Origin of the sequence: Actinospica durhamensis (assembly GCF_018139695.1) — a bacterium.
GTDB lineage: Bacteria > Actinomycetota > Actinomycetes > Streptomycetales > Catenulisporaceae > Actinospica > Actinospica durhamensis.
Map to the genome: position 1 here is coordinate 1 of NZ_JAGSOG010000031.1, position 12,988 is coordinate 12,988.

At 71.1% G+C, this 12,988-nt stretch carries 14 protein-coding genes; 5 read left to right on the top strand and 9 right to left on the bottom strand.

Annotated elements, in window-relative coordinates:
• The first annotated feature begins 368 nt into the window (after positions 1-368).
• On the top strand, positions 369-536 hold the full coding sequence (locus tag KDL01_RS09325; protein ID WP_212527985.1) for a hypothetical protein: 168 nt from the start codon (positions 369-371) through the stop codon (positions 534-536).
• 8 nt (positions 537-544) lie between these two features.
• Entirely contained in the window at positions 545-1,366 is an 822-nt protein-coding gene (locus KDL01_RS09330; RefSeq protein WP_212527986.1) for a PH domain-containing protein, read from the top strand.
• An 80-nt stretch (positions 1,367-1,446) separates the two neighbouring features.
• On the opposite strand, the gene KDL01_RS09335 is transcribed toward KDL01_RS09330, so the two are convergent.
• Together KDL01_RS09335 and KDL01_RS09340 are read right to left on the bottom strand one after the other, a co-directional pair.
• A complete protein-coding gene (locus KDL01_RS09335; protein WP_212527987.1) occupies positions 1,447-1,704 on the bottom strand; it encodes a DUF6295 family protein in 258 nt (85 codons plus the stop codon).
• A 4-nt stretch (positions 1,705-1,708) separates the two neighbouring features.
• Complete coding sequence (locus KDL01_RS09340; RefSeq protein ID WP_212527988.1) at positions 1,709-2,449, bottom strand: dienelactone hydrolase family protein; 741 nt, start codon at positions 2,447-2,449, stop codon at positions 1,709-1,711.
• Between the two features lie 253 nt (positions 2,450-2,702).
• Here KDL01_RS09340 and KDL01_RS09345 point away from each other — a divergent pair, with 253 nt between their 5' ends.
• Positions 2,703-3,746: an NAD(P)/FAD-dependent oxidoreductase gene (locus KDL01_RS09345; RefSeq protein ID WP_212527989.1), complete on the top strand. Its 1,044-nt coding sequence runs from the start codon at positions 2,703-2,705 to the stop codon at positions 3,744-3,746.
• A 300-nt stretch (positions 3,747-4,046) separates the two neighbouring features.
• Positions 4,047-4,853, top strand: coding sequence for a helix-turn-helix transcriptional regulator (locus KDL01_RS45175; RefSeq protein ID WP_212527990.1), 807 nt, complete (start codon positions 4,047-4,049; stop codon positions 4,851-4,853).
• Here the strand turns inward: KDL01_RS45175 and KDL01_RS09355 are convergent.
• From KDL01_RS09355 to KDL01_RS09375, 5 genes are read right to left on the bottom strand one after another with little or no spacing between them, the layout of a single operon-like run.
• Positions 4,831-5,235 carry a VOC family protein gene (locus KDL01_RS09355; RefSeq protein WP_212527991.1) on the bottom strand — a complete coding sequence of 135 codons (405 nt, stop codon included), beginning with the start codon at positions 5,233-5,235 and terminating at the stop codon, positions 4,831-4,833. The genes KDL01_RS45175 and KDL01_RS09355 overlap by 23 nt on opposite strands.
• Positions 5,216-6,559, bottom strand: coding sequence for a glycosyltransferase family 2 protein (locus KDL01_RS09360; RefSeq protein ID WP_212527992.1), 1,344 nt, complete (start codon positions 6,557-6,559; stop codon positions 5,216-5,218). Before KDL01_RS09360 ends, KDL01_RS09355 begins: the two co-directional genes overlap by 20 nt.
• The gene (locus tag KDL01_RS09365) at positions 6,556-7,218 is read right to left on the bottom strand and encodes a GTP cyclohydrolase II (protein ID WP_212527993.1); all 663 of its coding nucleotides are present in this window, start codon (positions 7,216-7,218) and stop codon (positions 6,556-6,558) included. Before KDL01_RS09365 ends, KDL01_RS09360 begins: the two co-directional genes overlap by 4 nt.
• 9 nt (positions 7,219-7,227) lie before the next feature.
• A complete protein-coding gene (locus KDL01_RS09370) occupies positions 7,228-8,271 on the bottom strand; it encodes a TauD/TfdA family dioxygenase (RefSeq protein WP_212527994.1) in 1,044 nt (347 codons plus the stop codon).
• The gene (locus KDL01_RS09375; RefSeq protein WP_212527995.1) at positions 8,268-10,142 is read right to left on the bottom strand and encodes a WD40 repeat domain-containing protein; all 1,875 of its coding nucleotides are present in this window, start codon (positions 10,140-10,142) and stop codon (positions 8,268-8,270) included. The genes KDL01_RS09370 and KDL01_RS09375 overlap by 4 nt, the downstream gene beginning before the upstream one ends.
• A 217-nt stretch (positions 10,143-10,359) precedes the next feature.
• On the opposite strand from KDL01_RS09375, the gene KDL01_RS09380 reads away from it, so the two are divergent.
• On the top strand, positions 10,360-11,730 hold the full coding sequence (locus tag KDL01_RS09380) for a sugar efflux transporter (RefSeq protein ID WP_212527996.1): 1,371 nt from the start codon (positions 10,360-10,362) through the stop codon (positions 11,728-11,730).
• Positions 11,731-11,756: 26 nt separating this feature from the next.
• Here KDL01_RS09380 and KDL01_RS09385 read toward each other — a convergent pair whose 3' ends face one another.
• Complete coding sequence (locus KDL01_RS09385) at positions 11,757-12,050, bottom strand: hypothetical protein (protein ID WP_212527997.1); 294 nt, start codon at positions 12,048-12,050, stop codon at positions 11,757-11,759.
• Between the two features lie 693 nt (positions 12,051-12,743).
• Complete coding sequence (locus KDL01_RS09390) at positions 12,744-12,944, bottom strand: hypothetical protein (RefSeq protein ID WP_212527998.1); 201 nt, start codon at positions 12,942-12,944, stop codon at positions 12,744-12,746.
• Between the last annotated feature and the right edge of the window lie 44 nt (positions 12,945-12,988).

The window sequence follows — 12,988 nt, forward strand, 5'->3', positions numbered from 1 at the left end:
GATCCGGGGGGAGTCGGCGCGGGCTCGGGGGACCCGCCGACGGGCCCTGATCACAGCATGCTGATCCGCTGAGGTGCGGCCGGGCCGGTCCCGGCCGCGGACCACGGCGCCGACCACTGTCAAGACGTCGCAGCATTCGATGTATCCGGCCGACCCGGCGACCGCCCTCGCGCCCCGCCTAGCGCCGAGACTGCGACCGATTGTGACGCTGCGCGCGTTTCTGAGTACCCGCGCCTCGGGTAGGGGCTCGTAGTGGAGACACTCGGCGCGAGGCGGCATGCATCTCGTCGAGCCGCCGGTACTTGAGGGATAATCAGGCTACGCTGGTACCGGACCATCATGGAGTCGGAGGGGACGAGGAGAGGCCCATGCCGAAGGCAAAGCCCGCCATCCAGTGGGGCATCGTGATCTTCCTGCTCTTCTATGTAGTGCACGACCCGACGGACTCGACCCGGCTGGTCGGCAACGCCTTCACCTTCATCTCCGACACGATCCACAGCCTGTTCTCAGTGTTCTCCTTCCATTCGAACGCCTGAGGGGTTCGATGGCGTCGACCGACTTCTCCCGGGTTCCGGCCACCCAGGCCCCTGGTTCCATACGCAAGTATCTGGACCCCACCGAGGAAGTGGTCTTCCACCGGCGGTTCCACTGGGCGGTCCTACTCGAGCCGATCTCGGTGGCGGCCGCGGGCGTGGCCATCACCAGCTACGCCGCCGTCGCGGTGCACTCCAGCGGCGGCGGCAACGCGCGCGAGGTGGTCATCGGGCTGTGGATCCTGTGGGCCGCCTGGGCGCTGACCACCATCTGGGATTACAAGACCCTGACAGGCTTCTATAAGGGTTCTTCGGTCGGGCAGCTGCTGGCCGTGGTGGTGACGGCGGGCGTGGTGGCCCTGGCCGGCTACATAGGCAAGACCAAGGGTGTGCCCACCTTGATGTGGTACTGCCTCGGCGCGTTCGGCATCTGGGGACTGCTGCAGTTCGCCCGGTACTGGAACCGCTACCTGATCCTGACGAACAAACGGCTCATGGTGGCCGAGGGCATCGTCAACCAGCAGATCAAGTCGCTGCCGCTGCCGAAGCTGACCGACATGATCTACCAGCGCACCGGGCTGGGACGCACGCTCGGCTACGGCACCTTCGATCTCCAGGTCCCGGGCGCGGCCGTCAACCTCGGCAAGATCCCTTACGTCAGCAGCCCGGACAACACCTATCTGCAGATCTCGCACCTGCTCTGGGGCGCCTCGGGACCGCCGAAGCCGAAGAAGATCCAGCTCTCCGGGCAGATCTCCCAGGCCGCCCGGCCGGGCCAGGCCCCCTCGGGCCCGCCCAGCAACGTCACCATCGCCGGCGAGATGGACGGCTGAGGCCGTCCGGGTCACGCCGGCGACGGTGCGCTGCCTGAGCGGTCGCCGCTGTCGCGGGCTCGGGCGCGGGTGGCCGCCGGCTACAGGCCGGGCGGCACCTGCTCGAGCGTGCGCTGGATCGCGGCGATCAGTTCGCGTGCGCTCTGCGCGGTGAGCTCCACCGCGACGCGGGCGGAGGCGCCCTTGCCGGGGTTGAGGAAGTCGATGTTCAGCGTGTGCTCGGCCGAGGCGTGCACGGGGTGGTCGTAGGAGACCGTGGTGTCGGTCACCGCGAACCAGCCGTCGGGGCCCTTGCCGCTGCCTTCGGTCGAGACCTTCTCGACGATGTAGGTGCACACGGGACTAGGCCCCCAGGTGCTTGCCGTAGAAGGCCGCGATCTTCTCCCAGCCGTCCTTGGCCGCCTCCGGCCGGAACGCGGGCCGGTTGACCGCGAAGAACGCGTGGCCGGCGCCCTCGTAGTTGTGGAACTCGAACTCCTTGCCGTGCTCGGTCAGCAGGCCCTCGAGCTCGGCCACGTGCTCCTGCGAGGGGTACTGGTCGTCCACGCCGAACAGGCCGAGCAGCGGGCAGGACAGGTCGCCGAGCAGGTCGTAGAGCGGCTTGACCTTGAGCGGGAAGCCCTCCGGCGGGGTGCCCACGACGAAGGCGCCGTAGTTGTCCACGGCCGCGTCCAGCTCCAGCGAGCAGGCCGCGAGCACGGACTGGCGCCCGCCCGAGCAGTAGCCGATCACGCCGACCTTGCCGTTGGAGTTCGGCAGCGCGCGCAGGAACTCGGCGCCCCCGGCCACGTCCGCGACCAGTCGCTCGTCCGGCACGCCGCCCTTGGCCCGGCCCGCGGCCGCGGCGTCGTCCGGCGAGGCGCCCGGCGCGTCGCGCCAGTAGAGGTTCGGCATGATCGCGTTGTACCCCAGCGCGGCGAAGTGCCGGACGATCTCCTTGGTCTCCTCGTCGTACCCGGGCAGGTGGTGGATCACGACCACGCCGCCGCGCGGCGCCGTGTCCTGCACCAGGGCGGCGTAGGCCTCGATCTCTTCGCCGTCCGAGGTGATGGTGATGGTCTGGGAAAGGAAGGCATCGCTCATGGACTCAAGTCTTAGACTATTTAGCCAGGCTCAGCAACTGCGCCACGGCCCGGATACCGAGGGTGCCGGGGCGACCGTCCGGAAGGCCGCGACGCGCCGGACCCGGGGGTAGCGCGGGCGATCACGAGCGGCCAATCTTCCCAGCAGATCTGTCCTAAATCAGTGTGCATATCAGGCTACCTCAGCACCTGGGATGGCTCGGTGCTTGTGCGCCGGTATGGCCTAACCCGTCCGGCCCGGCTACCGTGCGAATATGACCTCTGACATACCGGACGTGCTCGTACTCGGGGCGGGAGTGATCGGCCTGACCACGGCCGTGCGCTCGGCCGAGGCCGGATACCACACCCGCGTGCTCTCCCGTGACCCGATCACGCAGACCGCCTCGGCGGCCGCGGGCGCGTTCTGGGGGCCGTTCCTCTCCCGCCACCGGCGCACCGCGCAGTGGAGCCTGGAGACGCTGGCCGTGCTCCGGACCGAGGCCGGGCGGCTCGGGTCGGGGGTCACGCTCGTGCGCGGCCTCGAGGCGGCGCGGGTGCCGATGCCCATCCCGTACTGGACCGCCACGATCGAGGACTGCCGGCTCAGTCCTCCGGAGTCGCTTCCGCCCGGCTTCGCCACCGGGTGGCGCTACACGGTCCCGGTGATCGACATGCCGCGCTACCTCCAGCGGCTGGCCGACCGGCTCGACGAACTCGGCGTCCGGATCGAGCGCGGCGCCGTCGCCTCCCTGGCCGACCCGGCGCTGCGCGCGGGCGTGATCGTCAACTGCACCGGCTCGGGCGCCCGCGAACTCGTCCCCGACCCGGACGTGCAGCCGGTGCGCGGCCAGCTGGTGATCGTGCAGAACCCGGGCATCGTGGACTTCTTCGCGGACTACGACGAACACACCGCCGAGCCCACCTACATCCTGCCGCAGGGCGACCGGGCCATCCTCGGCGGCAGCGTCGAGCCGGACAACAGCGACCCCCGCGTCGACCCGCACATCGCCCGCGGCATCCTGGAGCGCTGCAGCGAGGTGCAGCCCGCGCTCGAGGGCGTCAGGGTGCTGGGGCACCGGGTCGGCTTCCGCCCGGGCCGGACGCAGATCCGACTCGAGGCCGCCAAGGCCGGCGCCCACCGCGTCATCCACAACTACGGCCACGGCGGCTCCGGCGTGAGCGTGTGCTGGGGCTGTGCCTCCTACGTGCGCACCCTGCTCGACGAACTCCTCGGCGGCGGCGCCGACGCCCCGCCACCGCAGGCCGCGCACGATGACGCGCACACGCAACAGCCCACAGCCAAGAGGTCCGGACAATGAGCCAGGCCGGATGAACCCGAGGACGCACGTCGGGCCGGTCGAAGAGTCACCCGAAAACCAGAAGTCCCCGGCTCGGAAACTCCTGAGCCGGGGACTTCGTCGCTGCGCCCGGAGGGATTCGAACCGGGATGGGCCTGCCGGGGGTCGAGTCCGGCACGATCTGACAGACCCTGAGCCGGAGCCTTATCAAGGCCGCGTTACAGCGGATACCTTCGAGCATTGAGAGTCAGGCGAGGAGGCCGTGGCGACGCGGAAGCCGCCCCCCGCCGCGCTCGGGGACGCGAGGAGGAGGTGGCTTGAGTGCAAGGAGTGGAGATCGAGTCCTTGATCGGCCAGCTGGTCGAGGGTCAGGAGGAGCTGCTCAAGGCGCTGGGGGTGGCGAAGGTCGACGAGCGCGCCGACGGATCGCGGGCCACCGGCGTGGTGCGGCTGCTCACCGAGCAGACGCAGATCGACGCGCAGGTGCGGGTTTCGCGGAGCGAGGTGTTGATCCTCGCCTCGCCGGGCGACCTGCGCCGGCCCCTGGCCGAGGAGGTGCTGCGCCTCGCGCTCAACACCCTCGCCCGCGGCGTGCCCTGCCGGGTCCTGTTGCACCCGGCCGCGTGCACCGACGGCTGGATCGGGCACTGCGCCGAGCAGATGCTCGCGCTCGGCGCCGAGGTGCGCACCATCGACGCGGTGTTCGACCCGCTGGTCCTGATCGACCGCGAGCTGGTGCTGATCCTGGACGAGTCCGGGCGCGACGGCGCGCTGCAGGTGCGCGAACCGGCCGTGGTGAAGTTCCTCGGCCGCTTCGCCTCCATCCTCTGGGCCGGTTCCGAACCGGTGTTCCCGCCGACCGCGGCGGACGCGGCCCCGGTCCCGGCCGCGGCCGCGGCCCGGACGGTGATCGTCAGCCTGCTCGCGGACGGGGCGCCGGACAAGATCATCGCCAAGCGGCTCGGGATCTCGCATCGCAGCGTGCAGGCGCACGTCGCCGAACTCAGGGACGAGTTCGGCGCACGCAGCCGCTTCCAACTCGGATATCTGATGGGGCGTTTCGGTCAGCAGATCGCCGCGGTCGGGCTCGAGGGCGCGGAGGCGGTCAGCGCTCTTCCCGTGCGGTGATGCGCAGGTAGTAGCCGCCCGGGTCGAGGACGCGGAAGTCGGTCAGTCCCCAGGGGCGCTCCCGCAGATCCTCGGCCAGCGGCCAGCCGGCCGCGACCACCGCGTCCCGCTCGGCCTGGACGTCGTCGACCTCGAGCACCACCTCGACGCCGGTCGGCACCGCGCGGGCCGAGGCGTCCACGGCCTGCCACGGCCGGGCCGCGCCGATGCGCACGCCGCCGCGTTCGACTGCGGCGTAGGGCCACTCGCCGGCGCGCTGATCCCGCTCGAGCCGGAAGCCGAGGACACGGGTGTAGAAGTCCACGAACGCGTCCAGGTCCTCCGGGAAGACCTCGAGGCGGACCCGCAGATCGCTCTGTCGTTCAGGAGTCGTCGATGCCATCGTGGACCTCCGCCGGTCGGGCCCGATCCTCGGCGATACGGGCTCCGGGCAAGTTTATTCGGGCCGAGCGCGCGTACTTCTCCACCATGCCCAGGGGTTCGACGGGTCGCCAGGTCAGCGGCTGCAGACGCTTGTTGGCGGTGTTGCCGGTCGCGTCCAACGCGTCGCCGCGGACCGGGTGGTGCAGATGCAGCATCGGATCGCTGAACCCGTGGAACGCGGTCCTGGTCTGCAGCCGCAGAATGAAGTCGAGGTCTTCCCCGCCCCAGCTCTCGTACCGCTCGTCCAAGCCGTCCACCGCGTCGAACACGTCCCGCCGGGTGAAGACGCAGATGCCCGGGGAGCGGTGGACCACGAAACCGCGCAGCCGCGGCTGGTCCGGGGCCCCGTCGCCGGCCAGGCAGCGCTGGCGCACCGCCCGGACGGTGGAGGGGGCGTCCAGGTAGAGCACGTCCTGGAAGGGCATGAAGGCGCCCAGGGCCGGCCGGGCGAACCTGGCCAGGTTGCGCGCCAGAAAGCCCCGGTCCACCAGCGCGTCCGCGTCCAGCACGCACACCGCCGGACTCGGGTGGCGGGACTGGACCACACCGACGTTCACGGCCCAGGACTTGTTGAACGGACCGGCGTTGTAGGCGAAGTGGTACTCGTCCACCTGAGGGCCGATCAGCTCGCGCCAGCGCGGCGAGGCGTCGCTCTCCACGACCACGACGCGGTAGTCCTCCCGGGCCAGCGACTGGTCTCCGAGCGCGGACAGGCAGGCCTGCAGATTCCGCAGCCGGTGGGACCCGTCCCGGTCGCGGAACGGGATGACCACCGTGACGCGGGCGTCGGGCGCGGCTCCCACGCGCGGCGCCGGCGGCTGCGGCCACACCTCGGGCTCGTTCTGCCCGGGGCCCGGCGCCGTGACCCCGGCACCGGGGTGATAGCCGACCCGGGAACGGGCGCGCACCCGGCCGAGCGCCTCCGTGAGCAGCCGGCGGGCCGGCCCGGGACCGTCGCGCAGGAACGCGGCGGTACCGAGGCGCACCTCGTGGTGCAGCATCGCGTCGCCGGGGGCCCGCTGCAGCTGTTCGACGTGATGCCGCAGCGGTTCCGGCCCGGCCTCGGCGAGGATCCGGACCACCTCGAGGTACCAGGGCCGGCCCTGGTGCCAGTAGAACGGATTGGCCGCAGCCGCGTCCGGATCGGCCGACAGCACGACCGCGTCGGCCGCGACCCGGGCGGCCGCCTCGGTGGACTCGAGGAATCCGCCGTAGCGCAGTTCTTCAGGGGCCTGATCCTGGCGGCCGAGGGTGGCCTCGGCGGCCTGCACGGGGGCGCTCATGAGGCCGCGCCCCGCCGGTCGCCGAAGTCGAGCAGATGCCCCATCCGGTTTCGTTTGGTCTCCAGGTAGCCCAGGTTGTCCCTGGACAGGAACAGCCCGGTGTTCAGCCGGCGCGCGACCCGGACGCCGTTGTCCTCCAGGCCGGCGATCTTCTCCGGGTTGTTGGTGACCAGATTCACCGCCCGGTGGCCGAGCGCGAGGAGCATCTGCGCGGCGACCTCGTACTGCCGGGCGTCCGGCGGGAACCCGAGCTCGAGGTTGGCGTCGACCGTGTCAGCGCCCTTGTCCTGCAGGGCGTAGGCGTCGATCTTGTTGTAGAGCCCGATGCCGCGGCCCTCCTGACGCAGATACAGCAGGATGCCACCGCTCTGCTGGAAGGCGCGGACGGTCTCGGCCAACTGCCTGCCGCAGTCGCAGCGGGCCGAGTCGAGCACGTCCCCGGTCAGGCACTCGGAGTGGATGCGCACGGTGGGGCACGGGTCGAGCGGCCCCCAGACCATGGCGATGTGCTCACCGTCGTCGGCGAGCCCGTCGAAGGTGAGGATGCGCGCCGGTTCGGCGCGGTCCACGGCGTGCTGGGGCAGCACCACGCTGCTGCGGATCCGCGCGGCGGTGGCGAGGCTGCGGTTGTCGCGGGTGGCGACGGCGTCGATGATCATCGTCTTCCTTTACAGGTGTCGGGGGTCGGGCGCGGGGCGGTCGGCGCGGTCGGCCAGCACGTGGCCGTCTCCGAGCCGGTCCTGCCGGGAACGGCGCAGGTCGGCGTGTACGAACATCCGGTGCAGCCAGCGGTCGCCGCCGTCGTAGCCGGGCCGGAACCCGCTGCGGCCGTGGACGGCGATCCGGTTGTCCAGCACGGCCAGCTGTCCGGGACGCAGCCGCAGGTCGAGGCAGACCTCGTCGAGCGCGGCGGCCAGCCGGGACAAGGCCGCCTCGGCCCGCGCTCCGATCGGGCGGGTCGCGTGGAAGTCCAGCCGGATGTCCGGGTCCTCGGGCGCCCCGGTCAGCACCGGGGACGGCTCGGTCCCGGTGCGCACGCCGCCGAACGAGGGCGGCGGCTCGGTGACGTACCAGGGCCGGGTCAGCGCCTCCCGGTCGGCCGGCGCGAGCAGCGGGAGCGCCTGCCGCACGCTCGCCACCCGCAGCGCCGCGCTCGCGTCCCGGTCCGCGCGCAGGCACAGCAGCATCACGTAGTCGGGGCGGTGCGGATGGAAGGCGTTCTCGGTGTGGAACTTCAACGCCACCGAGCCGGCGTTGCTCTGCGACCCGGCCAGCCGCGCCACCGGCACGACGTCCTGCACCAGCGCTCCGGACTTCTCCGGGGCGAAGGCGATCGGCTCGCCGAGGCCCAGCGCGACCAGAGCCAGGCCCGCGCTCGCGGCGGAGGCCACCCGCTGCACCGCGTCCGGAGTGCGGGGGGTGGGCGCCAGCGGCTCCTGGATCGGCACACCCTCGATGAGCAGCGCCCCGGTCTCGCCGGGCTCCCGCCGGAACCGGCGCACGCCCTGACGCAGCCGCACCGGCAGGTACTCCCAGATCTCCCGGGCCGCCGCGAGGAACTCGGGGCTGTCGAGCGCCGAGTTCTCCCGCACCAACGCGGCGCAACTGCCGCGCAGGCTCTCGGTTTCGCCCGGGCTCAGCCGAATCCGGGCGAAGCCGCCCTCGGCCTCGTCCAACCCGGTCGTCGCGACGAGTTGGCCGAGCGCCGTCATCGGGCCGGCTCCTCGAACGCGTGCGCCGCGTACCCGCCGTCGCCCGGCGCACGGTGCCAGCGCAGCACCCGACCGTCCCAGCCGGCCGTGACCGGGTCCTGCCCCAGCCAGGCGACCGAGCTGATCGCGTTGCCGTGGCCGACCAGGACTTCCACCGAGCCGACGCTCCAATCGGCGGGATCGAGCTCCCACACCCGACCGGTGAAGTCGTAGCTGCCGCTCAGCAGCCTGGGCTCGCCGCCCGGCTGCCAGGCGACCGCCTTCACCGACTCGTCGTGCCCGATCAGAACCTGGAGAAGCTCGCCGGTGTCCAGGTCGAAGAGCCGGATGGTGCGGTCGCGCGAGGCGGTGGCCAGCACGGACCGGCCGCCGATCCGGGTGACGGAGCCGGAGTTCACCAGCTCCCCGTGCCCGGTGAAGCTGCGCACCAGGCGGGCGTCCGCCTCGATCAGATGCGCGGTGTGGTCGGTGGAGATGGTGACGATCCGATCCTCGTCCACCCAGGAGAAGTCCTTGATGGCGCCCGAATGCCCCGAGTAGACGGAGATCTCGCTCAACGCGCGGCCGTCCCAGGCGAAGGTGCGCAGATCGCCTTCGTAGTCCGCCACGGAGAGCCGGTCTCCGCCGGGGCTCCAGACAACCCGGTTGATCGGGAACTCGCCCCGGATCTCATACAGCGGCCCGTTGCCGGCGGCGAGGTCGACCACGCCGACCAGGCCGCTGAACGTGCCGTAGGCGAGCAGGTCCGGCGCTCCCGGGCACAGGGCCACCGCGTTGACCAGGCTGCCGTTGCCGACCGGCAGGTGCAGCGCCGAGCCGTCCGCCCGCCACAGCGCCACCGCGCCGTCGTCCCGGCCCGCGGCCAGCGCTCCGGCCTCGGCGGACAGGTGGTTGACGCCGTTGGTCCAGGACGACGCGGCGACCTCGATCCGGATCGGCTCGGCGTCCGCCGCCGTGGCGTCGAGGGGCAATTCGGGCACCTCGAGCAGCTGCGGCGCGCCGCTGATGGTGCCGACGATCAGAGTCCTGCCGTCCACCGACCAGTCCAGCGACCGCGGCCAGAGATGCGCGCCCTGCCACCGCACCAGCTGACGGGCACCGTCGCGCTCCCACAGCCGCACGGTGCAGTCGTAGGCGCCGACGGCGAGACACGCCGAGTCCTGCGACCACGCCACCGACTTGACGGCGGCGGTGTAGGGCCCGATCTTGGCCGCGAGCTCCCCGTTCGGCTCCAGGATGTGGACGTAGCCGTCGTCGCAACTGGCCGCGAGCAGGGCGCCGTCCGGGGACCAGCGGCACATCTCGGCATGCCCGGCCTCACGCAGCACCCTGATCGGGGTGCCGTCCTCGGCCCACAGCCGGATCGTCGCGTCCTCGCCGCAGCTGGCCAGCAGACCGGCCGCGCTCGCGTCCACGGACATGCAGTGGTCCGTGTGCATCAGCACGACGTCCTCCAGCCGCCCCGAGCCCACCTCCCAGATCCGGCCGGTGCCGTCCTGCGAGACCGCGGCCAGCCGCTCATCGCTCAGCCAGGCCAGCGCATTGAGATCGTCCGGCTGCCGGGAGAGCAGGTCGACCAGGGCTCCGTCCCGCACCCGCCAGACCCGGCAGACCTTGTCCGCCCCGCAACTGGCCAGCAGCCGTCCGGAGGGCGAGAAGCGCACCGAGTTCACCAGCCGCTGGTGCCGGCCCGTCCACCGCGGCGTGCCGTCGGCCGTGTCCCAGACCACGACCCGGCCGTCGTAACCGCCGCTGGCGTAATGGGATCCGTCGGGGCTGAAGGCCACGGTGGTCTGCGGTGAGGCGTGTGCGATCGGGCCCGACCCGGCGGCCCGCCGTACGGAGCCGAGTGGTACCTCCACTGAATACATGAGCTGAATCTCCCTCGGTCGATCGGGGTGTGCTGACGAAAACCAGCATGCGCAACCGCGACAACCCCGATCCAGAGCCCCGGCCGTGCGCAATGCCGCGCCGCGCAATTGCGCCCGTTCGGGAAAACGCGCGCGGCTTTACGCAGGCCGGCCGCTCTGGGCAGGGCCGGACGTGCATGATCCGATGATCGGTAGTGCCCATCCGGAAGGAGTGACCATGGCGACGGACTCGGTAGGCCTGCGCAGCGAACCGGTCTCGCCCGCGACCCGACTCGCGGCCAGACCCGCGGCCAGACCCGAGACCCGGGCGGAGCGCGACCCGGCGGCCGCCGGCACCCGTTTCTCCATCCTCGATCTCGTCCGGGACGGCAGCTTGGCCGCGCTGGCCGGCGCCTCGGTGCTGATCAGCCTGGCCGCCGCGATGATCTCGACCTCGGCGAGCCTGTTCCTCGCCAACGCGGTGCGCGCCTCGCCCCTGATGATCGGGCTCTTCTTCGCCGGGAGGTCCGTGCTCGAACTGTTCACCGACCTCGCCGTCGGCACGGTTTCCGACCGGCTCCGGGATCGCCGCACCCTGCTCACCGCGTGCTCGGTGCTCTCCGCCGTCGGCGCGTTCTGCTACCTGGCTCTGCGCGACTACGCAGCGCTGTTCGCGGTAGGGGTGGTCTTCTTCGGCCTCGGCGGCGCGAGCTTCGCCCAGACGCTCGCCTACACCCGGGAAGTGGCCGAGTCCCGCGACGTGGACGCCGTCAGGCTCAACTCCACCCTGCGTTCACTGACGTCGATGACGTGGATCATCGGGCCCCCGCTCGGATTCTGGCTCATCGCCGCGCACGGATTCACCGGCATGTTCCTCACCGCCGGCGTGCTCTACCTGACCTGCGCGGCGATCTACGCCTTCCGGCTGCCCCGGCTGCGTGCCCGGCCGGCCGCGCGGGTCAGGAAGAACCCGTTCGCCGCGCTGCCCCGGCGGATGGCGTTCCTGCTGATCGTGAACGTACTGCTGCTCGCGGTGAACACCGTGTTCCAGATCGACATCGCGCTCTACATCACCCAGCGGATGCACGACACCGCGACGTTCGCCGGCTGGCTCCTCGCCGTCGGGGCGGCCCTTGAGGTGCCCGTGCTGGTGGGCGTCGGCTCCCTGGCGCGGCGCTTCGGGGCCGAACGCCTGATGCTGGCCGCGGCATGCTGCGCCTGCGGCTTCTTCGCCCTGCTGCCGTTCGCCACCACGAGACCGGCCCTGATCGCGCTGCAAGTGCCCAACGCGTTTTGGACGGCCGTGGCGTTCAGCCTGCCGGTCACGATGCTGCAGGACGGCATCGGCGACAACCGCGGAGCCGTCTCCGCGCTCTACACCTCGTCGTTCAAGGCGGGGATCATGCTCGGCGGCACCACCGTCGGCGTACTGACCGGCTCGGCCGGATTCACCGGCGTCTTCCGCGCGTGCTCCGCGTTCTGCGCCGTCGCGGCCGTACTACTCGTCATCGGCATGGAGCGCGGTCCCCGGTCCCCGAGGGAAAAGGCCGATCCGCCCGGCCAGGCGACCGTCAGACCCCTGTCACCTCGGCGAGGCCCGAGGCGCTGACCTGTGACTGCTATGGTCCGGACATGTCACACCCTGACGTCATCCCGATCTGGTACGAGCCCGGTTTCCGGACCTCCCACATCGGGCGCCACGCCGACGGACAGTTCTTCGGCGACATCGTGGGCGACCGATTCGACCCCGGCGCCGTCATGGTGGTACTGCATCTGTTCGATGGCGACGGCAGCCATCTCCGCACGCATTTCGAGACCGGCCTGACCGATATCGACGGCGCGGCAGACCGTCTGGAGCAGCTGATCGCCGGGTTGACGGATCCCGAGTTCGGCGACATCGGCATCCGGCTGTTCGGGTTCGAGGCCCACGGCCGCGATGGAGCCTCAGCGATCGCGGCCCGGACTCCGACTGGGTCGACCTGTCACCGCAAGACCTGGCATTCCACGCACCGTGGACCGGCATGTACAGCACCTGAGCCCGACCCGGCGACAGACCGGCGGATTGGTGTCCGCAAAGCAAGACAGACCTCTCGCGCCTCGTGTCCAGCGCCCTGGTCGAGTTCGCCGGCTAACCGACGCGCTCGCCCGCAGAGTCCAATCTTCAGATTGTCCGCATCGAGTGCGCCGGGCAGTGCGGGTGTGTGGGTGTGCGGCTCTGGCGAGTCGTTGCCGTCGGTCTCGATCGTGGGTGTCAGATCAGGCAAAAGGGCCGGTAAGTCTTGATGACTTACCGGCCCTTTGCTGCGTGCGCCCGAAGGGACTCGAACCCCTAACCTTTTGATCCGTAGACGGGATGGATCAGCTCCCGAATATATCGGCTCGGGCTGTGACATCCGCCTTGCCGCGCTCCGATCCGCTTGCCCGCCGCCACCCCATCCTACTGATACCTGATGGCACCGCACCGCCCGCGCCCTTCCACTCGCCCACCGCTCGCCCGGCGCCAGAGCGATGGGCCTTCTTCGGCCGGAAGAGCTCAGCACCGGAGGTGGCGTCGATGGAGACCGTCACTCGGCGCACTCGACCCCGACCTGACGCGGTGCCCAGGTGTGGGGTCACGAGGGTTCACTCCACGGCTGCCTGGACCCGCGCCGCCGACGCCAGTGCCGCGATCGCGTCGGGACCCAGCAGCTCCGCCAGATCCACCGGCGACGCGGCGGTCACGCCGCCCGCTCCGGCCGAAGCTGCGGTCGTCTCTCTCGCGTCGGCCACGACTGCGCCCCCTACCACAGTTGAGCCATTGATTTCAAGGGATGTGATCGTCATGGGAATCTCCTACTTCCGGGGGATCCCCGCCAGTTCAGACACAC